At 57.8% G+C, this 23,036-nt stretch carries 22 protein-coding genes; 5 read left to right on the top strand and 17 right to left on the bottom strand.

What is annotated here, in order from left to right; genetic code table 11:
• Positions 1-43 precede the first annotated feature (43 nt).
• Positions 44-1,063, bottom strand: coding sequence for an erythrose-4-phosphate dehydrogenase (gene epd, locus A4308_RS03075; RefSeq protein ID WP_014885157.1), 1,020 nt, complete (start codon positions 1,061-1,063; stop codon positions 44-46).
• Between the two features lie 340 nt (positions 1,064-1,403).
• Positions 1,404-3,395, bottom strand: coding sequence for a transketolase (gene tkt, locus A4308_RS03080; protein WP_014885158.1), 1,992 nt, complete (start codon positions 3,393-3,395; stop codon positions 1,404-1,406).
• Between the two features lie 272 nt (positions 3,396-3,667).
• Between tkt and A4308_RS03085 the strand changes: the two genes are divergently transcribed.
• Positions 3,668-4,426, top strand: coding sequence for a M48 family metallopeptidase (locus A4308_RS03085; RefSeq protein WP_023331256.1), 759 nt, complete (start codon positions 3,668-3,670; stop codon positions 4,424-4,426).
• A 210-nt stretch (positions 4,427-4,636) separates the two neighbouring features.
• Entirely contained in the window at positions 4,637-5,905 is a 1,269-nt protein-coding gene (locus A4308_RS03090) for an OprD family outer membrane porin (protein WP_014885160.1), read from the top strand.
• 113 nt (positions 5,906-6,018) lie between these two features.
• Here A4308_RS03090 and A4308_RS03095 read toward each other — a convergent pair whose 3' ends face one another.
• The 14 genes from A4308_RS03095 to A4308_RS03160 all read right to left on the bottom strand — a co-directional run bounded on the left by A4308_RS03095 (position 6,019) and on the right by A4308_RS03160 (position 18,713).
• On the bottom strand, positions 6,019-7,659 hold the full coding sequence (locus A4308_RS03095) for a thiamine pyrophosphate-binding protein (protein WP_045281992.1): 1,641 nt from the start codon (positions 7,657-7,659) through the stop codon (positions 6,019-6,021).
• A 13-nt stretch (positions 7,660-7,672) separates the two neighbouring features.
• Positions 7,673-9,142, bottom strand: coding sequence for an aldehyde dehydrogenase (locus tag A4308_RS03100; RefSeq protein WP_045269623.1), 1,470 nt, complete (start codon positions 9,140-9,142; stop codon positions 7,673-7,675).
• 9 nt (positions 9,143-9,151) lie between these two features.
• Positions 9,152-9,922: an aspartate dehydrogenase gene (locus A4308_RS03105; RefSeq protein ID WP_023331260.1), complete on the bottom strand. Its 771-nt coding sequence runs from the start codon at positions 9,920-9,922 to the stop codon at positions 9,152-9,154.
• A 9-nt stretch (positions 9,923-9,931) separates the two neighbouring features.
• On the bottom strand, positions 9,932-10,726 hold the full coding sequence (locus tag A4308_RS03110) for an SDR family oxidoreductase (protein WP_045134098.1): 795 nt from the start codon (positions 10,724-10,726) through the stop codon (positions 9,932-9,934).
• On the bottom strand, positions 10,710-11,480 hold the full coding sequence (locus tag A4308_RS03115; protein ID WP_023337743.1) for an alpha/beta fold hydrolase: 771 nt from the start codon (positions 11,478-11,480) through the stop codon (positions 10,710-10,712). Before A4308_RS03115 ends, A4308_RS03110 begins: the two co-directional genes overlap by 17 nt.
• A gap of 9 nt (positions 11,481-11,489) precedes the next feature.
• Positions 11,490-12,020, bottom strand: coding sequence for a cupin domain-containing protein (locus tag A4308_RS03120; protein WP_014885166.1), 531 nt, complete (start codon positions 12,018-12,020; stop codon positions 11,490-11,492).
• Positions 12,021-12,030: 10 nt separating this feature from the next.
• Positions 12,031-13,287, bottom strand: coding sequence for an MFS transporter (locus A4308_RS03125; RefSeq protein ID WP_023338769.1), 1,257 nt, complete (start codon positions 13,285-13,287; stop codon positions 12,031-12,033).
• 25 nt (positions 13,288-13,312) lie between these two features.
• Positions 13,313-14,500 (bottom strand): NAD(P)/FAD-dependent oxidoreductase, encoded by a 1,188-nt coding sequence (locus A4308_RS03130; RefSeq protein WP_045281990.1) that lies wholly within the window; start codon positions 14,498-14,500, stop codon positions 13,313-13,315.
• The gene (locus A4308_RS03135) at positions 14,497-15,423 is read right to left on the bottom strand and encodes a VOC family protein (RefSeq protein WP_014885169.1); all 927 of its coding nucleotides are present in this window, start codon (positions 15,421-15,423) and stop codon (positions 14,497-14,499) included. Before A4308_RS03135 ends, A4308_RS03130 begins: the two co-directional genes overlap by 4 nt.
• 78 nt (positions 15,424-15,501) lie before the next feature.
• Positions 15,502-16,290 carry an IclR family transcriptional regulator gene (locus tag A4308_RS03140; RefSeq protein ID WP_014885170.1) on the bottom strand — a complete coding sequence of 263 codons (789 nt, stop codon included), beginning with the start codon at positions 16,288-16,290 and terminating at the stop codon, positions 15,502-15,504.
• 12 nt (positions 16,291-16,302) lie between these two features.
• A complete protein-coding gene (locus A4308_RS03145) occupies positions 16,303-17,052 on the bottom strand; it encodes an SDR family oxidoreductase (protein WP_045281989.1) in 750 nt (249 codons plus the stop codon).
• The gene (locus A4308_RS03150) at positions 17,052-18,074 is read right to left on the bottom strand and encodes an aromatic ring-hydroxylating oxygenase subunit alpha (RefSeq protein ID WP_014885172.1); all 1,023 of its coding nucleotides are present in this window, start codon (positions 18,072-18,074) and stop codon (positions 17,052-17,054) included. The genes A4308_RS03145 and A4308_RS03150 overlap by 1 nt, the downstream gene beginning before the upstream one ends.
• Before the next feature lie 10 nt (positions 18,075-18,084).
• Positions 18,085-18,393, bottom strand: a complete 309-nt coding sequence (locus A4308_RS03155; protein WP_014885173.1) for a recombinase-like helix-turn-helix domain-containing protein — start codon at positions 18,391-18,393, stop codon at positions 18,085-18,087.
• Positions 18,390-18,713, bottom strand: coding sequence for a Rieske (2Fe-2S) protein (locus tag A4308_RS03160; protein WP_014885174.1), 324 nt, complete (start codon positions 18,711-18,713; stop codon positions 18,390-18,392). The genes A4308_RS03155 and A4308_RS03160 overlap by 4 nt, the downstream gene beginning before the upstream one ends.
• A gap of 415 nt (positions 18,714-19,128) precedes the next feature.
• On the opposite strand from A4308_RS03160, the gene A4308_RS03165 reads away from it, so the two are divergent.
• Complete coding sequence (locus A4308_RS03165) at positions 19,129-20,340, top strand: MFS transporter (RefSeq protein WP_023337748.1); 1,212 nt, start codon at positions 19,129-19,131, stop codon at positions 20,338-20,340.
• Between the two features lie 3 nt (positions 20,341-20,343).
• Here A4308_RS03165 and speB read toward each other — a convergent pair whose 3' ends face one another.
• The gene (gene speB / locus A4308_RS03170) at positions 20,344-21,264 is read right to left on the bottom strand and encodes an agmatinase (RefSeq protein WP_002434404.1); all 921 of its coding nucleotides are present in this window, start codon (positions 21,262-21,264) and stop codon (positions 20,344-20,346) included.
• A gap of 412 nt (positions 21,265-21,676) precedes the next feature.
• Between speB and A4308_RS03175 the strand changes: the two genes are divergently transcribed.
• Both A4308_RS03175 and A4308_RS03180 read left to right on the top strand, forming a co-directional pair.
• Complete coding sequence (locus A4308_RS03175; RefSeq protein ID WP_228371844.1) at positions 21,677-22,243, top strand: fimbrial protein; 567 nt, start codon at positions 21,677-21,679, stop codon at positions 22,241-22,243.
• Positions 22,244-22,297: 54 nt separating this feature from the next.
• On the top strand, positions 22,298-23,035 hold the full coding sequence (locus A4308_RS03180; protein ID WP_045281988.1) for a fimbrial biogenesis chaperone: 738 nt from the start codon (positions 22,298-22,300) through the stop codon (positions 23,033-23,035).
• Position 23,036 lies beyond the last annotated feature (1 nt).

A 23,036-nucleotide genomic window follows, 5' to 3' on the forward strand; every position in this document is an offset into this window, starting at 1 on the left:
TCCTCTCGTTGATTCTTAAAGTTTTGCAGACGCACGATGCGTCTTACCTGAAACCTTGTGCGGCCATTGCTAACGTGGTGTCGAGCATCCGGTTAGCAAAGCCCCATTCGTTATCACACCAGACCAGCGTCTTGATAAGGTGTGCGCCACTGACCCTCGTTTGCGTGCCATCAACAATAGCGCTGTGTGGGTCGTGGTTAAAATCTACTGAGACCAACGGTAATTCCGTATAGTCAACTATACCATGAAATGCTCCCTGTGCCGCTTTTTGCAGCAACAGGTTGACTTCGCAGGCTTTTACCGGTTTTTTCACCGTCACGCTCAGGTCGATTGCGGTGACGTTAATCGTCGGGACACGCACGGCAATCGCTTCAAAACGGTCATTAAACTGCGGGAAAATTCGGGTGATCCCTGCCGCCAGTTTCGTATCTACCGGGATGATTGACTGGCTCGCCGCGCGAGTGCGTCGTAAATCCGGATGGTAGGCATCAATAACCTGCTGGTCGTGCATGGCGGAGTGAATCGTGGTCACGGTGCCGGACTCAATGCCATACGCATCGTCTAACAGTTTGATGACCGGAATAATGCAGTTGGTGGTACAGGAGGCGTTGGAAACGATGAGGTGTTCAGCCTGCAGCTCATGCTGGTTGACGCCAAACACGACGGTCGCGTCGAGGTCGTTACTGCCGGGATGAGAAAACAGGACTTTTTTCGCACCGGCTGCCAGGTGAGCTTCGCCATGTTCGCGATTGCCGTAAACCCCGGTACAGTCGAGCACCACATCCACGCCCAGCTCACGCCACGGTAGCCCTGCGATACTGCTTTCATGCAGCACGCGGATGGCATCGTCACCGACAAACAGCTGCTCTCTTTCCTGGCGAACATCCCAGGCAAAGCGGCCGTGGCTGGTGTCATATTTCAACAAATGCGCCATGCCCGCAGCATCCGCCAGTTCGTTGATTGCCACCACGGTTATTTCCGCACGACGCCCGGATTCATATAAAGCACGAACCACGTTGCGCCCGATGCGACCGAAGCCATTAATCGCTACGCGTACGGTCATAGATCTCCTGCAAAGCTATCCCTGAGTTTGAGGTGGCTGAAAGAGTAATCCAGCTACGCCCGAAGGGGAATCTTTGCTATCACAAACTGCGATTGATTGGTCAATTGTCGAACATTTAATCGACTGAAACGCTTCAGCAAGAATAAGCGAATCGAGGAATAAAAGGAATGGCTGTCCAGATGAATAAGCGTGCTATATGACATGCGTCACATTTTCGGTGGAATAATGCCGGGGAGGTAAAAGCAAAACGGTAACCCAAAGGTTACCGTTTTTAGTGTTTGCACCCTCTCCCTGTGGGAGAGGGCTGGGGTGAGGGCGTCAGCCCGCACCGTACAAGCAATTACAGCAGTTCTTTCGCCTTAGCGACAACGTTATCAACGGTGAAGCCGAACTCTTCGAACAGCAATTCTGCCGGCGCAGACTCACCGAAAGTGGTCATACCGACGATAGCGCCGTTCAGGCCCACGTATTTGAACCAGTAGTCAGCGATACCCGCTTCCACTGCCACACGCGCAGAAACCGCTTTAGGCAGAACAGATTCACGGTAAGCCGCATCCTGTTTGTCGAACGCATCGGTAGACGGCATGGAGACCACGCGCGCCTTCACGCCTTCGGCAGTCAGTTTTTCCCATGCTGCAACCGCCAGTTCAACTTCAGAACCGGTCGCGATGAAGATCAGCTCAGGCTGGCCTGCACAGTCTTTCAGCACGTAACCACCGCGAGCGATGTTCGCCAGCTGCTCTGGCGTACGCTCCTGCTGTGCCAGGTTCTGACGGGAGAGGATCAGCGCAGTTGGGCCGTCCTGACGCTCAACGCCGTATTTCCACGCTACCGCAGATTCAACCTGGTCACATGGACGCCAGGTGCTCATGTTCGGAGTCACGCGCAGGGAAGCCACCTGCTCTACCGGCTGGTGAGTTGGGCCATCTTCGCCCAGACCGATGGAGTCGTGGGTGTAGACCATCACCTGACGCTGTTTCATCAGCGCAGCCATACGCACGGCGTTACGCGCATACTCTACGAACATCAGGAAGGTAGAGGTGTACGGCAGGAAACCGCCGTGCAGGGAGATACCGTTGGCAATCGCGGTCATACCGAATTCACGTACACCGTAATGGATGTAGTTACCGGCAGTGTCTTCGTTAATTGGCTTAGAACCTGACCACAGAGTCAGGTTAGATGGCGCCAGGTCAGCGGAACCGCCGAGGAATTCAGGCAGCAATGGACCAAATGCTTCGATCGCATTCTGGGACGCTTTACGGCTGGCGATTTTAGATGGGTTCGCCTGCAGCTTAGCGATGAATTCGTTCGCTTTCGCGTCGAAGTCAGACGGCATTTCGCCTTTCATACGACGGGTAAACTCAGCCGCTTCCTGAGGGAAGGCTTTCGCATAGGCGGCGAATTTCTCGTTCCAGGCAGCTTCTTTCGCCTGGCCCACTTCTTTTGCATCCCACTGAGCATAGATCTCAGATGGAATTTCGAATGCAGGGTGTTTCCAGCCCAATGCTTCACGGGTCAATGCGATTTCCGCGTCGCCCAGCGGTGCGCCGTGGGAGTCATGCGTACCCGCTTTGTTCGGAGAACCGAAGCCGATGATAGTTTTGCACATCAGCAGGGACGGTTTATCGGTGACCGCGCGCGCTTCTTCTACTGCACGTTTAATCGAGTCAGCATCGTGGCCATCAACGCCGCGCACAACGTGCCAGCCGTAGGCTTCGAAACGTGCTGCGGTGTCGTCAGTGAACCAGCCCTCAACGTGACCGTCGATGGAGATGCCGTTGTCATCATAGAACGCAACCAGTTTGCCCAGCTTCAGGGTACCTGCCAGGGAGCACACTTCATGAGAAATGCCTTCCATCATGCAGCCGTCGCCCATGAACGCGTAGGTGAAGTGGTCAACAATGTCATGACCAGGACGGTTGAACTGCGCCGCCAGCGTCTTCTCAGCAATCGCCATACCCACTGCGTTAGCAATACCCTGACCCAGTGGGCCGGTGGTGGTTTCTACGCCAGCGGTGTAACCCACTTCCGGGTGACCTGGAGTTTTGGAGTGCAGTTGGCGGAAGTTTTTCAGCTCTTCAATAGGCAGATCGTAGCCAGTGAGGTGCAGCAGGCTGTAGATCAGCATAGAGCCGTGGCCGTTAGACAGCACGAAACGGTCGCGGTCAGCCCATGCCGGGTTCTGCGGGTTGTGGTTAAGGAAATCACGCCACAGGACTTCGGCGATATCTGCCATACCCATAGGGGCACCCGGGTGGCCGGATTTGGCTTTCTGTACTGCATCCATGCTCAGCGCACGAATAGCATTAGCAAGCTCTTTACGTGAGGACATTTTAACTCCAGATCGGACTGTTAAAGGCCATGCCCTTGACGACAGCGCGTTTTGGGCTACGCCGGAAAAAAGTGCCAACAATGTAACCCAAGCCGCAGGGCATGTACATGGACCATTCTTTTGCAGCTTAAGAAATCTCTGGATCATGCTCGCATGTTGCGCAATCTGCTCGCCCGCGCCTGTAGATATTCCTTATACTTATCCCGGCCCCGGCTTCGTTGCGGGTGCACTTTTCGGATTTTATTGAGATTAACAAGTACGGAAGCAACTTCATGAAAATGCGTGCAATAGTGCTGGCCCTGGGTACAACGCTCATGCTGAGCGGCTGTCAGAATATGGATTCTAACGGTCTGATGACGTCAGGCGCAGAAGCCTTTCAGGCCTACTCCCTGAGCGATGCGCAGGTTAAAGCGCTGAGCGATCAGGCCTGTAAAGATATGGACGGAAAAGCCACGATTGCGCCGGCTAACAGTACCTACACACAGCGTCTGAATAAGATTGCTTCCGCGCTCGGCGATAACATCAACGGTCAGCCGGTGAACTATAAGGTTTACATGGCTAAAGACGTCAACGCCTTCGCGATGGCAAACGGCTGCATCCGCGTCTATAGCGGGCTGATGGATATGATGACCGACAACGAAGTGGAAGCGGTTATCGGCCATGAAATGGGTCACGTTGCGCTCGGTCACGTGAAAAAAGGGATGCAGGTCGCCTTAGGCACCAACGCCATCCGTGCGGCGGCTGCCTCTGCGGGCGGTATCGTGGGCAGCCTGTCTCAGTCACAGCTCGGCGATGTCGGAGAAAAGCTGGTCAATTCCCAGTTCTCCCAGCGCCAGGAGTCCGAAGCGGATGACTACTCTTACGATCTGTTGCGCAAACGCGGAATTAATCCGTCAGGTTTAGCCACCAGCTTCGAAAAACTGGCGAAGCTGGAAGCGGGACGCCAGAGCTCCATGTTTGACGATCACCCGGCCTCAGAAGAACGTGCACAACATATTCGCGACCGTATGGCCGCAGATGGAATTAAATAATTCTGGAAGGAGGCAAATTTGCCTCCTTTTTATTTCGCATGAATTGCCAACTTAATCGCACGTATCGGTAACTCCCGCAAAACCCTCTCCATATCCGGCTCTTAGCGCTGAAACGTCTGGACACATAATTATTGCAATCATTAACCATTCGGGTAATTATCCGACCTGCAGTAATTCATTTTAATATATTAAGACAGAGACGTTCCCTCCGTGAAAAAAGAATTATCGTTAATTGCTTTAGGTTTATTCGCCGCATTACCCGCCGCTGCAAGCCAGCAATCCGACAGTCAGGGTTTTATTGACGACAGCCATCTGGACCTGTTTTTACGCAATGCGTATATCAGTCGCGACTATCATCAGGGCCAGCAGGATAAAGCCGAATGGGGCCAGGGTATTATTGCCACCTTCACATCCGGTTATACCGAAGGGCTGGTAGGCTTTGGTGTAGACGGCATTGCACAGTATGGCGTTCGTCTGGACGGTGGCCGTGGAAAAAGCGGTGCGGGCGGTATCGACTTCTTTAAACAGGAAGACGATGGCCGGGCAAAATCCGATTTAGCGAAATTTGGCGCAACCGCCAAAATGCGTATCTCAAATACCGTGCTGAGCTACGGTAGTCAGCGTCCTGAGCTGCCGATCGTGAATGCCGACAACTCCCGCCTGCTGTTTGAAAGCTACACCGGCACCCTGCTGACCTCAAAAGAGATCGACGGTCTGGAAGTCAACGCCGGTTACTTCACCGACGAGCAGCGCAAAAGTGATGACCGCCACGACAGCGGCCTGAAGAGCCTGACCTTCGGTGGCGCGAGCTACCAGTTTAACGAGCAGTTCAGCGGTGCGGTGTATGCCTCGCATAATGAAGAGGTAATGAACAAGCAGTACCTGGGCCTGAATTTCAAACAACCGTTCAGCACCGGGCAGCAGCTGGTACTCGACTTTAACGGCTATAACTCGCGTCTGGAGCAGGGTTACGCCGACAGCCTCGACACGGGCCGCAGCAACACCATCTGGAGCCTGGCAGCGAGCTATATCTGGGACATTCACACGTTCAAAGTGGCATACCAGCAGAGCAGCGGCAGCACCGGCTACAACTACGGTGGCTACCGCAACCAGGGCGGTGTGGGTGACGGCGGCAACACCATCTGGCTGGCTAACTCCTACTGGTCTGATTTCAACGGCGAAGACGAACGCTCATGGCAGGCATCGTACGGCCTGGACTTTGGCGGACTCGGCCTGCCGGGCCTGAGCTGGACCACCGCCTACGTGCGTGGCGATAACATCAAAACCTCTGAAACCAGCAACGGCAAAGAGCATGAGTGGTTCAACCAGATCCAGTACCAGGTGCAGGATGGTCCGGCGAAAGATCTGAAGCTGAAGCTGCGCTATTCCGTGCTGCGTGTCTCCAGCAACGCCAGCGATTACAACGTGGGTGGGGATGAGATCCGTGCTTACGTGGAATACCCGTTTAACGTGTTCTGATGAAAAAAGCCGGGTGGCGGCTTCGCCTTACCCGGCCTACGGTTTTTTCGCTGTTATTGAGTGAGAAACCGTAGGCCCGGTAAGCGCAGCGCCACCGGGCGATATCCACGATATCAATACAGCGTCTTCTGCGGCGGCCCGGCAAACTTCAGGGCGCCAATCTGCCCCATCCGCACTTCCACTACCGACGGGCCCGGCATCGCCAGCGCTTCTGTCATAACGGCATCAAAATCCTCGGCACGCTCAACGCTCCATGCCTGCAGGCCAATTGCCTGCGCCAGCAGCGTGAAGTCCGGCGTATGCAGCTCGTTGTAATACTGACGCCCGCCGAAATACTTATCCTGAATACCACGCATTACGCCGTACCCCCCGTCGTTCATGATCAGCAGCGTCACGTTGGCTTTCTCCTGGGCCAGCGTCGCCAGTTCGCCGAGGTTCAGACTCAGACCGCCATCACCCACCAGCCCCACAACCTTGCGCTGCGGGTTAGCTATCGCGGTGCCAATGGCCATCGGCAGCCCCATACCAATGGCTCCGGCCAGCGAGTGAATGTTCATCAGCGGGCCGTTGGCGCGGAACAGGCGGCTGCCCCACAGGCTGCCGGACACGGTGATATCGCGCACCAGCAGGCCGTCCTGCGGAAGCGCTTTCTCGATGGCATCGTTAAGTCTCGCATAGGGGCCGCACTGATCGCGCAGGCCCTGCCCGGCTTGCTCAACCGCCTGTTGAACCAGCGCGTCCCACTGCGCGTTGCCCCACTCACGCCCCTGTACGTTGTCGGCCAGCGCGCTAAGCAACGCGGAACAATCGGCTATCAGCGTGTTATCCATCAGATAATTACGGCTCGCCGCCGCCGGATCGATATCTACCTGTACCCGTGGAGACGGCAGCGCCAGCGTCCATGAGCGGGTTTCGTTGCTGCGCAGGCGTGAACCGGCGACCAGCGTAAAGTCACATTGCGCGATGAGCGCTTCAACGGATGGCGAGTTGTGAAACGCCCGCAGACTACCGCGATGGCTGTCCGGCAGCACGCCGCGCGCGTGGGTGCTGGAGATGACGGTGATGCCTGCATCCGCCAGTTTTTTCACCGCATCAGCGCTTCTCAGCGCTCCGCCGCCCAGCCACAGCAACGGCTGTTTTGCCTGCTTCAGCTGCGCCCAGAGTGCGTCAACTATCGCGGGGTCCACGGTGGCGACCGACGTCGGTTTCATCGGTGCGGTCACCAGCGAAAGCGGAATATTGGCACTCTGAATATCAATCGGGATCTCAACAGAGACCGGCCCGCACGGCGGCGTCTGCGCGTCCTGAATCGCTTTGTGCAGGATAGCTATCGCCTGGTTGGCGTTGCTGATGCGGTACGCCCGTTTGGAGCTGGCCTTCAGGAAGCTCAGCTGGTCGCGGGTTTCATGGATAAATCCGGTATCGGCATCCAGCCAGGCTTTTTCGACCTGTCCGGTTAAATGCAGCAGCGGCGTGCAGGCGTTCATCGCTTCTACCAGCGCGCCTACCGCGTTACCCGCACCCGCACCGGTGCTGGTCAGCGCCACGCCGAGACCGGAAAAACGTCCGTGGGCGTCGGCCATGGTCACGGATCCCGCTTCACCGCGCGCGGGCACGAAGCGAATGTTGCCGCGCTGCCCGACTGCATCCGCGATTGGCAGGTTGTGAATGGAGATGACGCCGTAGATGGCCTCAACCTGATACTGCTCCAGCGTTCTGGCGATGGCGTCGCCGACGGTTATCATTTCGCTCATTGCTCACCCTTTCTCAGTCGCACCAGTGGTTGACGCTGTTACCCGTCGCCAGATAAATGCTCTTTTGCTGCATCCAGGCTTTCAGCCCCTGAATGCCCTTTTCGCGGCCCAGACCGCTCTCTTTAAAGCCCCCGAACGGGGTTGAAATCGCAAAGACTTTGTAGGTGTTGATCCACACCGTGCCCGCCTCAAGCTGTTCGCTCAGGCGCAGCGCGCGCCCGGCATCGCGCGTCCAGATCCCCGCCGCCAGGCCGTACACCGAGTCGTTGGCCTCGCGGATAAGCGTGGCCTCGTCGCGAAACGGCATCGCCACCAGTACCGGGCCGAAGATCTCCTCCTGACACGTGCGGGCGCTGTTGCTCAGCCCTTCGATGAGGGTGGGCAGGAAGAAACTGCCGTTTGCCAGCTCAGGATCGGCCGGGATCTCCCCGCCGCACAGCACGCGGCCCCCTTCGCGCTTCGCCAGCTCGACGTAATCCTGCACGCTCTGACGATGTTTAGGGTTAATCAGCGGCCCGACATGGGTACCGTCAGTAAACGGATGTCCGACGCGCAGCCCGCGCGTGAGCTCAAGCAGCCGCGACATCAGCGGCGCGTAAATGCTCTCGTGGATAAACAGCCGTGAACCGGCGATGCACGCCTGCCCTGCCGAGCTAAAAATGCCGTAGCAGATGCCGCGCGCGGCCTGCTCGATGTCTGCGTCTTCCAGCACGATGGTCGGTGATTTTCCGCCCAGCTCCAGCGATGCCGGGATCAGCTTTTCCGCCGCCACGTGTGCAAGATGGCGGCCCGTAGTGGTGCCACCGGTAAAGGAGATTTTGCGCACCTTAGGGTGACGCGCCAGCGCATCGCCAATCACCGAGCCTTTACCGGGTAGCACGCTCAGCAGCCCGGCGGGCAGCCCGGCCTGTTCAAAAATACGCGCCAGCTCCAGCGCCATCAGTGGCGTGGCCTCGGCAGGTTTGAGGATCACCGCATTTCCGGCGGCAATCGCCGGGGCAACCTTTTGCATTTCGCTGGCAATCGGCGAGTTCCATGGCGTGATGGCAGCCACCACGCCGAGCGGTTCATAGCGGCTCAGGGTCAGCAGATCCGGCTGGCGTGGCGTCGGGAGTTCCCCTTCCAGCAGCTCGCAGGCAGAGGCAAAGTAGCGCGCTGTCCCTGCCGCACTCATCACCAGCCCACGCGCCTCCGCGAGCGGCTTGCCGTTATCGCGGCTCTGCATTTTCGCCAGTTCCTCGACGCGGGATTCAATCAGATCCGCGACCTTATGCAGGATCCTCGCGCGCATGTGCGGCAGGCTGCTGCGCCACGCGGGATCGCGCCACGCCCGCTCGCCGGCCTCGATTGCGTCATTCAGATCGTCGAGACTTGCCGCATTCAGCGTCGCATTGATCGACCCGTCTGCCGGGAAATGGCTCTGCATCGGGTTGCCTCCACCATGTCGCCAGTGGCCGCCGATAAAAATCTTCAGATCGTCCATCGTCGCTCCTCAGCTCAGGGCCAGCTCGCGGCAGGCGCGTACCGCGCTCAGTGCTGCAAGAGTGGAGGTTTTAGGGTTAGACGCCAGCGGCAATCCACTCAGCTCAAGATGGAACTCGCCGAACACGCCTTCGACATGCAGCGTGTGGGTATTGCGCTTCGTTGCCGGGTCGACCATCAGCTGCACGCGCGTCTCGTCCATCCCGACGCCACCGAGCGCCACCGTCGCCGCCACGTTGGCGTTCGCCGGGAACAGGCGCGCCGCCTCGCGGGCGCTGCCTTCAAAGAAAACGCTCGCCTCAGACACCGCGTTAAGGTCGATAAGCTGCTCAGCATAACTGCCGCGCCAGCTGGCCGGGCTTTTGCGCGACTGATAGGTCACGCGTTCCAGCCCGCCCTCTTTCGCCGCCGCAAGCCCGTCGATACCGGCAACCGCGCCGGAGAGCAACGTCAGCTTGCCCCCAGCACTGAGCAAACGCTGCTCCAGCGCGCTGTCCGCCAGCGCGCCGGTGGAGATCACCGCGAGATGCCAGCCGCGACGCAATATGTCCTCGCCGTACTGCGCCACCGCCTGCTGGCTGGCGCACTCCAGCACCAGATCGGGCGTGTCAGCGCATGCCACCGGCGTACCGAGCGCCATCACTGCATCACCAAACTGTGTGTGAATCGCCGCATGATGAGATTCACGCGCCACGATCCAGCCAATAGCCACGCCCGCGGGTAAACGCTCAATCACCGCCTGCGCCATGGCGCCAAAACCAATTAACATGATCTTTTTCATAATGTGTCCTTACAGGTGGCGGCAGAAGCCGCCGGAAACGTCCAGCGAGGCGCCGGTGGTGAATGACGCCAGCGGCGAGGCGAGGAACAGCAGCGCCTGCGCGGGCTCCTGCGGTTTGCCGAGACGCGCCATCGGGATGCCACGTTTACGCGCGATATCCGCCGTCCACTCCGGCCAGCTCTGACTTTTGTCCGTCCGGCTCTCAAAGCGGCGCTGCCACTGCCCGGACTCCACCATGCCGAGCAAAATGGAATTCACGCGGATACCTTTACCCACCAGCTCTTTTGAGAGCGTCAGCGTCATATTCAGCAGCGCAGCACGGGCGGCAGAAGTGGCGATCATGTGCTCCTCCGGCTGCAGCGCCAGCAGGGAGTTCACGCAGGTAATGGAGGCGATATCGGACCGCTCCAGCAGAGGCTGAAACGCCTGCACCGGGTTGATCACCCCGAACAATTTCAGTTCGGCTTCGTGCAGCCACGCTTCGCGCGGGGTATCGCTGAAATGCGCCACGTAGCCCTGCCCGGCGTTGTTGATCAGCATGTCCGCCGCGCCAAAGCGGGCCTGAACGGCATCCGCAAAGCCCTGGACTTCGGCAGCGTTTAGCACGTCGCAGCGGTAGGAGAAAATCTCGCCGTCGGGGTATTCGTTTTGCAGCGTCGCGTGGGCGCTGGCGAGCCGGTCCGGGTCTCGGCCGCAGAAAGCCACTTTTGTCCCCTCGCCCAGCAGCAGGCGCAGCGTTTCAAAGCCAATGCCAGAAGAACCGCCGGTGACTACCGCTACGCGCCCGTCAATTTGTGCATTCATCGCGCACCTCTTCGTTAATGCGTAAAAGCTGTTGGTTAAAAAACGCCGCGTTATCGAGATAGCTGGCGTGCCCGGCCTGGGGAATGGCGGTAAACGGCATGCCGTAGCGCAGTGCCAGCCCCTGCACCAGCTCGGGCTGCGTGATCGCATCCTGCTCGCCGCACCAGACCTCAAACGTGCCGGAGTAACGTTTAAGCCAGCCGTGAATATCGTCGTGTGCCAGCATCCACGCGGCGGCAAGGTAGCCTTCAGGACGCAGCTTGCGCATGCCCGACGCGACGGTGGCGATATCTTCCCCGCGGGCGCCGGGGCGCAACAGCTTCGCCGCGCGGGTCTGGGCAAGGATTTCACCGCCCAGCGCCATCTGCTGCTCGCGGCTGCGCCAGACCTGCTCGCGTTGCTCCGGTGCGGCCTGACCGTAGCCCTGCGCGGCATCTGCCAGCACCAGATGCCGCACCCGGTCGGGAAACTTCGCCGCAAAGGCGCTGGCGACCAGCGCCCCGAGAGAATGGCCGACCAGTACCGCCTGCCAGACGCCCGCGCGGTCAAGCATTGCCGCCAGTGCATCGGCGTAATCTCCCGCACTCGCCCGTTCTACGGTCAGCATCGGGCTTTCGCCATAACCGGGCATGTCCCACGCCAGCACGCGAAAACCCTTCAGTGCCATCTGCTTATGCCAGGAGGCAGCACCCGAGCTGATCCCATGCAGCAGCATCAGCGGAATGCCGCTTCCCTGTTCACGAAAACCCGTCATCATGCCCCCTTAGTTCCGCTTCACTTTTGAAAGCGGATGATCGGCGGGATAGGTCGGGATTTCCGGCTTATTGGTCCCCAGCATGACGCACATCAGCGCCTCTTCTTCCCCGTGGTTAAACAGGCCGCGATAGATACCCGGCGGGACGGAGATCAGGTCACGCTCGCGCAGCACGGTTTCGGTGTAGTGTTCGCCGTCCTGGATCATCAGCGTGATTTGCCCTTTAAGCATGAAGAACACCTCTTCCACGTCGTCATGCAGGTGCAGCGGCCCTTCACACTTCGACGGCAGCACCATGGTGGAGAAGGTGAAATGGTCCGCCTGCACGGTGTTGGTGTCGTTCGCCACGCCCGTTGCGCCGGTGCCGATGTAGCGCATCTGCGCCCGGCGATATTTCGGGTCATAGTCGGCCTGGAACTTCAGCGCGTTCCAGTCGTACTTACGGCCTTCAAAGCGCGCGATGCGCGACTCGACCCACTCTTCCATCGTCAGGTGCTCAGGTTTGATGCCTGATTTATGGGTTACGGTTGAATCAGTCATGACACTCTCCTCAGTAACGTCTCAGCAGCGGCAGTAACAGGACGCAGCCCACCGCCGCCATCACCGCCAGAAAAATCAGCCCGGAATCCATGCTGTGGGTGAAGGCGATAAGCGCCCCCATCACCGCTGGCGACAGTGCGCCCGCGAAGTTTCCCAGCCCGTTGAAAATGCCGCCCGCCGTCGCGCTCACCCGTGGATGAGTGGCCTTCGCCAGCAGGGCAAAAATGTTGGGTGCGCCAGTGCCCCACATAAAGGTGCTGAAGCTCATCGCGGCGATGATGGTCAGCGGGGTGTCGAGGTGCATGACCGCCGCCAGCCCGACAGCCGCGCCCGCCATGGAAATAAAGCAGGCTGCCGCACGCTTATCGACCCGGTCAGAGAGCCACGCGCCAATCACTTCGCCCGCCAGCATGGCGATGAACGGCATCGACGACAGCCAGCCCGCATGCTCCAGGTGAATGCCTTTGCCTTTGATCAGGTAGCCCGGCAGCCAGCCATTGATGCCCCACAGGTAGGTCAGGAAGGCGATGTTAAAGATGCAGATGATCCAGAAGTGCGGGCTGACGAACAGCTCGCGCCGCGCGGCACGCCGCTCATCCTGAGACGCCTGCGTGGTGCCAGGTTTCGCCTCCAGGCGGATACCACGCAGACCGACGCGCACGAAAATCAATACCGGCACGGTAAGCATCGCCATCACGAAGAAGGTGCTCTGCCAGCCGAAGGTGTTCAGCAGCCAGAGGGAGAGCGGAAAACCAATCGCCGCGCCCACCGGCGTGCCAAGCAGCCACAGCATGGTGGCACGCGCCTGCAGATGCTGCGGGAAGTTGTGACGCACAATGGCGAAGGCCAGCGGGAACAGCGGCCCCTCCGCCACCCCCAGCAGAATGCGCAGCACGATCATCAGCGTATAGTTGTGGGTAAAGCCCATCGCCACCATCAGCACGCACCAGATCGCCATCATCCCGGTCAGCAGGCGCAGCGGCGCGATTTTATCCCCCAGCCCGCTGAGAAAGACTGACGAAAAACCGTAGCTCAGCAGAAAGGCGCTCATCAGAATGCCGAGGCGCGTGGTGTCGAAATCGATCCCCATCGCCTGCTGGAAATGGCTGTCAGAAAACAGCGCCGCAATACTGATTTTGTCGAAAAACGCCAGCAGCACGCAGGCCAGCAGCGACAGCGGGATAGCCCAGCGCACTGCTTTTTCAGGCGTGCGGGTTCCCTCACCGCCTGCCTCAACGGGCGCGGTGTTGGTCTCTAATGTGGTCATCTCTCCCCCTACGGGTGCGGGTTAGCTATCGCAATGACATCAGTGAAAAAGTCGGGTCGGCGAGCGGTACGTCCGATAAATCCCGCCCTGCCGCCATCCAGCGTTTCGCCAGCTTGACGGTGCGCGCATCGTTAAACGCCACCAGCTGCGTCAGTCGTCCGTTTTCATCCAGCGAGAAAAAGAGCGAATCTTCACGCGCTATCGTGTTGCTGCCCGGATGCGGAATGCCGAGGATCTGAATATTGTGCTGGTATTGATCCGACCACAGCCACGGCGCGTCGTCGTAGCCTGGCGCATCGGGGTTGAGCATCGCTTTCGCCGTCGCCACCGCCTGATTCTGGGCAAATGCCCACGACTGAATGCACAAGCCGTAGTGGTGATGCTGAGCCACATCGCCAGCCGCAAAGATGAACGGATCCGAGGTACGCCCATGAGCGTCCACCACGATCCCGCGCCCGGTATGAAGCCCCGCATCGTGCGCCAGTTCCAGATTGAGATCGACGCCGATCCCGACCACCACCGCATTAAAGGTTTCGCGCTGGCCATCACAGTGAATAACCGGCAGGCCATTGTCGTCCTCCAGCTCCAGCGCGCCGCAGCCGGTACGGATGTCGACGCCCTGTTCGCGATGGATGGCCGCTAAGCGTTGCGATACTTCTCCGCTCACCGACCGCATGCACAGCGCGGGCTGCTGCTCGAACAGCGTGACCGCCACGCCGTTTTTGCGCGCGGAGGCGGCAATCTCAAGGCCGATCCAGCCGCCGCCCACAATCGCCAGGGTTTTACTCTGCGCCAGACGCCCCTTCAGACGCTGCGCGTCCTGCCAGTGGCGCAGGGTATAGACCTGCGGATGCGCCGCCCACGCCTCGCCCGGCAGACGCGCCCGCCCTCCGGTGGCAATCAAAAGAATGTTGTAACTAAGATGCGTACCGTTGCTTAAACACACCGTTTTTGTCTGACGGTCGATCTGCTCCGCACGCAGTGGGCGGTACCAGGTCAGATCCAGCGCCTGCTGTGCCTCTTCGGAAAACAGCCGCGGGAGCGCCGCGTCAGGCTCCAGCAGAGACGCCTTCGACAGCGGCGGACGTTCGTAGAAATCCCACGCTTCTTCCGCCACCACGCAAATCTCGCCCTCGAAGCCCTCGTCGCGGAGGGTTTTTGCCGCCCAGCCGCCCGCCTGACCGCCGCCGATAATGACAATGCGCGACGTCATACCGCCTCCGGCTTTTTCTGCTGACGGCGCGTGTCGTGGTCGATGCCGCCTTCCACCGCCCATTCGGTGAAGGAGACCAGCGAATGCTCCAGCTCGCGCGGCTGCCAGTTTTCGGTCAGGTAATCGTCGTTGGTGTAATACTCAAACGCGCCGCCGGTCGGGCTGTTGACGTACCAGAAATAGGCCGACGACACCGGATGACGGCCCGGCCCAATAAACGTGCTCCAGGCGTTTTTATTCATCGCGATACCGCCGCCGATCACCTCGTGGATATCGCGCACCGTAAACGCAACGTGGTTTAGCCCGCGCTTGCGGTTCGGTAATTGCAGCAGGAACAGGTTGTGATGGCCGCCGCGCACGCCGCAGCGCAGGAATACGGCGCGATTGATGTAGCGGTCAGAGACCTGGAAGCCGAGCACTTCGCGATAGAATGTCTCCACCGCGGCCAGCTCCTCAACGAAAAACACCACGTGCCCGACGTTAATCGGCTGGGCGCGATCGTAGACCGGGCTGGGGGTGTCGATTCGGCGAGCGTCTCCCCACTGGTTAATCGGCTCAACGTTCAGCTCCACGTCGGTCTGCTGGCTGACCTGCACGCGCAGCGTCATGCCGTTCGGATCGCGGCACTCCAGGGCGTCGCCCACTTCACGAAAGCCAGGCTGCCCGGCAAGCTTCGGGCGCAGCGCATCGAGGTCTGCCGGGGTGGCCACCGCCCAGGTCATACGGCGCAGGGTGTTGCCCGCTTCAAAGGCTGGCGGCAGGTCGGGGCTGTCGATCGGATTAAGCTCCACGCGCGCGCCGCTCAGGGTGGTAAAACGCTGGCCGCTGGCATCGCCCGTCAGGCCAAAATCACGCATAAATTTGGCGCAGTGCGTCAGGTCTTCCACGCCAAATTCCAGCTTTTCAATTCCGGTTACACTCATCGTTCGTTGCCTCATCTGGCCCAAATTGGGCGTAAAACATGCCCGACGCACTGAAGCGCCTGACGTTAACTCACTGATTTAACTGGCCTGTGACAGGTACCCTAAGAAGCCAGAAATTTTATCTGCCGCGAGGCGAACCTCGTTCTGGAGCCGCTCGCGGTCGGTCTGCGGGATCTCCTCCGACGGCACCAGAATGCTGACCACCGCCGCCACGCGCTGGCTTCGGTCATACACCGGATAGACGATGGAAGAGATGCCGTGGCGGAAGAAAGACTCGCCAATCACATATCCGCGGGCTTTGTCCTGCTGCACCATCTGCCACAGGGCTTCGCGGTCGTGAAGCTGCCCCGGCGTGTTGCCCGGCAGCCGCTCGTGCGGGAACAGCTGTTCAAAATCGGCGCGGGAAATATCGGTCAATAACATGCGGCCAAGCGAGGTACAGTGCACCGGCAGACGGGTGCCAATGCTGACCTGATTGATACGCGACCCGGCGGCGCTGACGCGGGCAATGTAAATAATGTCGCGTCCGTCGCGGATCGCCAGATGGCTGCTGCACTGGCTGACATCGCGAAGCTGCTCGATCACCGGCTGGCCTACCTGCGCCACGTCCAGCGAGGCGATGTACTCAAAGCCCAGGCGCAGCACGTTCATGCCCAGCGAGAAGGTATTGGTGCGCGCATTGCGCTCCAGAAAACCCATATACTCCAGCGTCTGCACCACGCGGTAGGCAGTGGCCTTCGGCATATCCACCAGCCGGTGTAGCTCGGCAAAGGTCAGCTCGCGATGCTGCTCGCCGAAGGCCAACAGCAGCTGCAAACCGCGTTCAAGCCCCGGCACCAGATACTTCACTTCCTGATCGTTTGCCATAATCGCCATACCTTAGTTAAAGACAAAACCGCCGTTGACCGGGATCAGCTGCCCGGTGATAAACCGCGACAGATCGCTTAAGAGCCAGACCACGCTGCCGGTGACATCCTCCGGCTGCTGCGCGCCCGTTAACGCGCGGCCATTTTCGTAGAGCTGATGGCGTTCGGCGGGCACATATTCGGTGGCCTCGACGCGGGTCAGCCCCGGCGCGATAGCGTTGATTCGAATGCGTTTTTCCCCCAGCTCGCGCGCCATTGAGCGGGTCATCGCAATCACCGCCCCCTTACTGGCCACGTAGGCCATCAGGCGCGGCGCGCCCCACAGCGCGGTATCGGACGCCACGTTCACAATCCCTGCCCCTTCGCGCAGCAGCGGCACGGCGGCACGCGTCACCAGCCAGGTGCCCTTGACGTTCACGCTCATCACCCGATCCCAGAGATCCGGATCGTAATCCAGCATGTTTTTACCGCCCACGCCGGTCGCCATTGCCGCGTTGTTCACCAGACCGTCAATCTGCCCCAGTTTGCCAATGGCGCTGAATACCTGCTCGATGGACTGCGGATCGGCCAGATCGATAACGTGCGATTCGGTTACATACCCTTGCTCGCTCAGACGGTGGGCGCTTTCGGCCAGCTCGCCTTTGAGGATGTCGCACATCACCACGCAGGCACCTTGCGCAGCGCAGGCGCTGGCAAAGTGGTAACCCAGCCCGCGCGCGGCGCCGGTCACGACGATGCGCTTCCCGCTCAGCAGTCTGTTCATCAGGCGGCTCCCTGCTGCGCTTCGCGCATCGCCAGCTGTTCTTTCGCGGCCTTTTGCATCATGCGGCGCAGGCGCGAGAGCCCGACGTCGTGCTGGTAGAGGTATTCATGGTCACGGGCATTTGGCGCCAGGCTTTCCAGCACCACGCGGTCCTGCTCCAGCACTTCCCAGTGCAGTTTTTCCAGACGATTGCGGTACATAAAGCGCCACATATCGCGCTGCCAGCCCTGCACGCGGCGGATGCGCCAGAAGAAGACGCGGCAGTTGTCGTTATCTTCCGGCACCACCATGCCGACGATAAAGAAGTGGCCGCCCGGTCCGAAACGCTTCTTATACGGAATGGAGAGACGCATCCAGCAGGTGCCGCTGTTGCCCAATTCCACCCAGTCGAAATTGACGCCGCTCTGCCCCTTTTTCTCGAAGATGAAGCCGGTTTTGGTCGGCTGAAGCACCATGTCGGCCTTGCGATCCCCTTCTGCCATCGAATGTGACGACGAATGCAGATAGGTGCCGTGCATCGGGTCCATGACGTTTTCCAGCGCGTACTGGTAATTGCATTTCCACGCGGCGGTGCAGAGGAAGTTGCTGAAACTGTCCGTGTCGGCGAGCTCATCCGGGAAAGTCAGCTCGTCCGGCTGCTGGTCAGCAGTGACGCCGAACCACAGGAAAATGGCGCCGTGCGCCTCCTGCACGTTATAGCTGCGCACGCACTGCTGGCCGACCAGCGGGCATTTGTCCACGGCGGGCACATCTTTCACTTCGCCATTGCCCGCCACTTCCACGCCGTGGTACCAGCAGGCAATACGGTCCCCAAGGTTCCAGCCCATCGACAGGCGTGCGCCGCGGTGCGGACAGCGGTCTTCCAGCGCCTGCACCTGGCCGTCTTTATTGCGCCAGACCACAATCTGCTCGCCCAGGCGGGTAATCCCCACCGGCGCGGACTGCACTTCCCAGCTCGCCAGTACCGGATACCAGAGGCCGCGCAGACCTTTATCCAGATAGTTTTGTACGGTAGTCGTCATCGCGTTGTCCTCAGTAGCCGTTAACCTGTAAGAATGCCTGGAAGCTGGCGTCGCTCCAGGGCTCGCCCTGCTGGTCGTGCATGCGCACCGCGTTCAGCCCGTTCACCAGCTCCGGCAAGGTTTCAACGCCCTGCTCGAAGAGATCTTCCAGCGTCGCGATCAGGTTCATCTCCCAGTTTTCCGGCTCACGGCTGCGGGTTTGCCAGATCAGGTTCTGGTAATCGCCTGGCTTATGAATGGCACCGTTACCGCCTTCTGCAGGCGGAGTAAACTGGCGGCTTTCCGGCAGCGCCGGGTTGTAGTTCAGGGTGTCGCTCATGCCACGCTCTCCTCGACGAAGGTAATCTGGATTTGGTTTTCAAAGACCCGAACCGGGTAGCGGTTAAGGTTGCGACCACCGGGGCCATGCAGGCACTGGCCGGTTTTGACGTCGAACACCGCCTCGTGTAGCGGGCATTCCACCTTGCCATCTTCGACGAAGCCCTGGCTCAGCAGGGCATATGCGTGCGGGCATACGTCTTCCAGCGCGTAATATTCACCGTCAATCAAATAAACGCCGATCTCTTTACCGTCGACGTTGCCGCTAAAAGGGAAATCTTCCTGTACTTGTTCTGCGTCACATACGCCTATCCAGCTCATCACGATCCTCCAGGCTTTTGTTTCATATATGAAACTCTGTTTCTTATTTAATACGGTCAATATAAAAGCGATGAATGTTTCGTCAAGCGCGAATGTGACGAATTTGTTAACCAGGAGGTAATTAATTAACTAAGTGTGCAAAGGATCACGAAAAAATGCAGCGATATGAAATTTTCATTATTGCCGCGTGAAAGAATACGATTTTTCGATAGTCTAAAATTTCAAAAAACAGATATTGACTTCTTTTCTTTTTGCTCATTAAAAATAAAAAGGTGGCACGTCATCGTGTTTCACCTGTGAAACTTATTTTTACTTTATTCTTAATAAACAATGAGTTTCACAGGTGAACCATTTTACACCCGTGACAATCACTCTGATAAAAAATATTCACACGCGCAGACATAAGGCAGGCATCATGACGGCAAGATGGCAAGGTACAATTGCACTGTTATTACTCATAATTATTTCCTACATCGACCGTGTGAATATCTCGGTAATGATTTTACACCCGGAATTTGCCACACATTTTCAGTTAAATGAAAACAGAATGTTACAAGGAATGCTCATGACCTGCTTTCTGCTGGGTTATGGTTTTTCGGCTTTATTATTAACGCCAGTTATTGAAAGCAAACTTCATTATCGGCAGGGATTATTAAGCAGCATTGCGATTTGGGCCGCGGTCTGTGCGATTTCGCCCTTGCTCGGCTCGCTGATGGGGATGCTCATTGCGCGCGTGATTCTGGGGATTGCGGAGGGGCCGCTCTTTTCATTAAAAACGCGCTTTATCAGCGAGCGCTTTGACGCAGAAGAGATCGGCAAACCCAACGCGGTGACCGCGCTGGGCGTCTCGCTCGGGCTGGCGGTGGGCTTTCCACTGATCACCTGGCTGATGGCGCATCTGGGCTGGGCGGGATCGTTCTACGCGTTGGCCGTCATGAATCTTGTGCTGGGTGGCGGGTTAATCTGGCGCTTTCTGCCTGCGCCCCAGAGCCGGGGGAAGATGAAAAAGCCGGGATGGGTGCAGACCTTCACCCTTGCCTGGCAAACGCCGCTGCTGGGCTGGATCCTGTTGGTTGAAATCGCCACGCTGAGCTATCTCTGGGGGAGCAGCGCCTGGCTGCCCGCATGGCTGCGCGATGAACATCACTTCTCACTGCATGCTACGGGCCTGCTTGCAGCCATTCCCTTCCTGCTGAGCCTGGGATCGAAATTTTTGGGCGGCGTGCTGCTCGACAAAATGCGCCCGGAACAGGCACCGCTGCTGTTTGTGGTGGGAGGCGCGTTAACGGCGCTGTCCGTGGTCGCGCTGATGCTCAGCCATCAGCCTGTCTGGCTGGGGATGTTTATGTTGTCCGCCAATGCGTTCTGGGGACTTCAGGGAGCTGCGATCCCTGCGGTGATCCAACATCATGCCGCGCGGGAAGCGGTGGGTAGCGCGTATGGGATCATTAATGGCATAGGGAATATCTGTGCGGCGTTTATTCCGCTGCTGATGGGGGTGGTGATGAAATCGGTCGGGTCGGTCAGCTCTGGCTTTTCGGTCCTGGTCGTGTCGCAGGCGATCACCCTTCTGGCCGGAGGAATGTTGCTGCTGCGCATGCGTCGCGCAGCAGCAATCAGCGCCTAAGGCTTATTCGCCTTTTTTCGCCGCCTGAATGTAGAGCATTTCCAGTGCCAGGGTCGCTGCCGCCAGGGCCGTGATTTCGGACTGGTCATAGGCTGGCGCCACTTCCACCACGTCCATCCCGACGATGTTCAGATCCTTCAGGCCGCGCACCAGCTTGATGGCGCGGTCGGACGTCAGGCCACCGATCACCGGCGTACCGGTGCCTGGCGCAAAGGCAGGATCCAGGCAGTCGATGTCGAAGGTCAGGTAGACTGGCATATCGCCGACAATCTGCTTCACCTGCGCGATGATGTCGTCCACGCCGCGATCGTTCACCTGGCAGGCATCCAGCACGGTGAAGCCGTTGTCTTTGTCGAACTCAGTACGAATACCGATCTGCACGGAGTGGTTCGGATCGATCAGGCCTTCGTTCGGTGCAGTGTAGAACATAGTTCCGTGGTCAAACTCGCAGCCGTTCGCGTAGGTGTCGGTATGCGCATCAAAATGGACCAGCGCCATTTTGCCAAAGTGTTTCGCGTGGGCGCGCAGCAGTGGCAGAGTCACAAAGTGGTCGCCACCGAAGGAGAGCATACGCTTACCGGCAGCCAACAGTTTCTCGGCGTGGGCCTGCAGCTTTTCGCTCATCTCACGCGCGTCGCCGAAGGCATACACGAGGTCACCGCAGTCAACCACGTTCAGGCGCTCGCGCATGTCGAAGTTCCACGGGAAGCGGTTATGCTCCCAGGCCAGGTTGGTGGAAACCTGACGGATCGCCGCCGGGCCATGACGTCCACCGGCACGACCCGAGGTTGCCATATCGAACGGCACACCGGTGATCACCCAGTCAGCATCGCTGTCGTAGGGCTGGAAGTTCATCGGAAGGCGTAAAAAACCAAACGCGTTAGATACCAGAGAGTTGTCGTACTGATGACCTAAAGTGCTCATGTCCTGACCTCTTAAAAGTCGTTGCATTAGATACAGATGAAAAAAAATCCCCTCCGCGTCGTTAAACCCGACGAGGAAGGGATTGATGTCCTTACTGCTTTTGCCTAATGCTAGCCTCTGGAACGTGAAGATTCAAGCTCACTTTTCAAAACATAAATCAATTGTGTTGCCAGACTTTTACGGTTCCTAATTATTCACCATACCGATAAAATTCATTTTTAGAATTGATATTATCTTAACCCCCCCATTTCTTCGCATTATTTGCGTTTAAAAGTTTGAAGCAAAACTTAATTCATAAATTTAATAAATATACCATTTTAAAACTAGGAATATATTTAGGCTGGGACGATAGCGGTGGAGGAGATGACCTCTATACAATAGCCCCCCCCAATGAAATGATATGGATATTTTTATGAATAAGTTATCTAAGCTGGCAATCCTGGCCGTTCTTTCAACCATCGGTACCGCCGCGGCAGCAGAAGATGGCACGATTACTTTTGAAGGTACTATTAGCGACGCAACCTGTACTATTACCGGCGGTGACGCACAGGGCGAATCTGAAAGCCCAGACTTTACCGTTCATTTACCTTCTATTAGTACAACCGCGCTTGCAACGGATGGACAGCGTGCGGGCGATACCCCATTCCACATTACGTTAAGCGGCGCAAACTGCACCAATGGCAAAGTTGCCAGCGTATTCTTCGAACTGGCGCAAAGCACCAATATCGATGCCACCACCGGTAACCTGAAAAATACCGTGGCTAAAGCGTCAGGCGGAGCGGAGAAAGTTCAGGTTGGTTTACTGGATTCTTCAAAAGCAAAACTGAACCTGAATACTGCAAACGATAGCGCTAAAACTGTTACGGTTGCCGGTAATACGGCTCGCTTTGATTACTGGGCACAATATGTGGCGACGGGTGGTGCATCTACTGCCGGTCAAGTCTCAACCGACGTTGTGTACTCCATTAAATATCAGTAATCGCGCGCACCGCGGGTTTATCCGCTAAAAGTATCACCTAAAGGATTAGGCCAGATGTTAAAAAAACTTGTTATATCTTCTGTATTCATGATGGCGCTGGCCTTTTCCTTTGCGGCCAGTGCAACGATTCAAATTATGACGACCCGCGTGGCATTCAACGCCGGGGAGAAAGAACAAACGATTCGTATTAATAACGTCAGCAAAGCGCCTGAACTGGTTCAGGTGTGGCTTTCCAGCACCGATAAGAGTGACGGCATCGCCAAAGAAGATTTGCCTTTCTTTATCACCCCACCGGCGGCCAGAATTAACGGCCAAAAGGGGAAAGTTTTCCGCATATTCCAGACGGAAGGCGCCGCCGCGAAATATCCAAAAGATCGTGAAACGGTTCTGTGGCTCAATGTCCTGGATATTCCGCCTGAAATGGCGGAAGACGTAGATAAAAATCAGCTAAAGATGGCGTTCAGAACGCTGATTAAATTTTTCTATCGCCCGGTTGGTCTGAAAGGTAATCCGATGAAAGCGGCGGATGAATTAACCTGGCAATTGAAAAAAGCAGCCAACGGTTATGACGTCGTTGGAACAAATAATTCGCCTTTCCATGTAAGCATGACAAATGTCTGGCTCAGAGATGCTCAGGGTAAAGATGTCATGATTGATGGCGAGATGATCGCGCCATATAGCACGCTGGTATATCACTTCCCGCAGGTTAACGCCGTGCAGGGGAAAGGGACATTCCAATACAATTATATTACCGATCTGGGTGCCTATATTAAGCGCACGTATAACTTCTGAT

The organism is Enterobacter sp. ODB01 (genome assembly GCF_001623605.1).
Lineage (GTDB): Bacteria > Pseudomonadota > Gammaproteobacteria > Enterobacterales > Enterobacteriaceae > Enterobacter > Enterobacter kobei.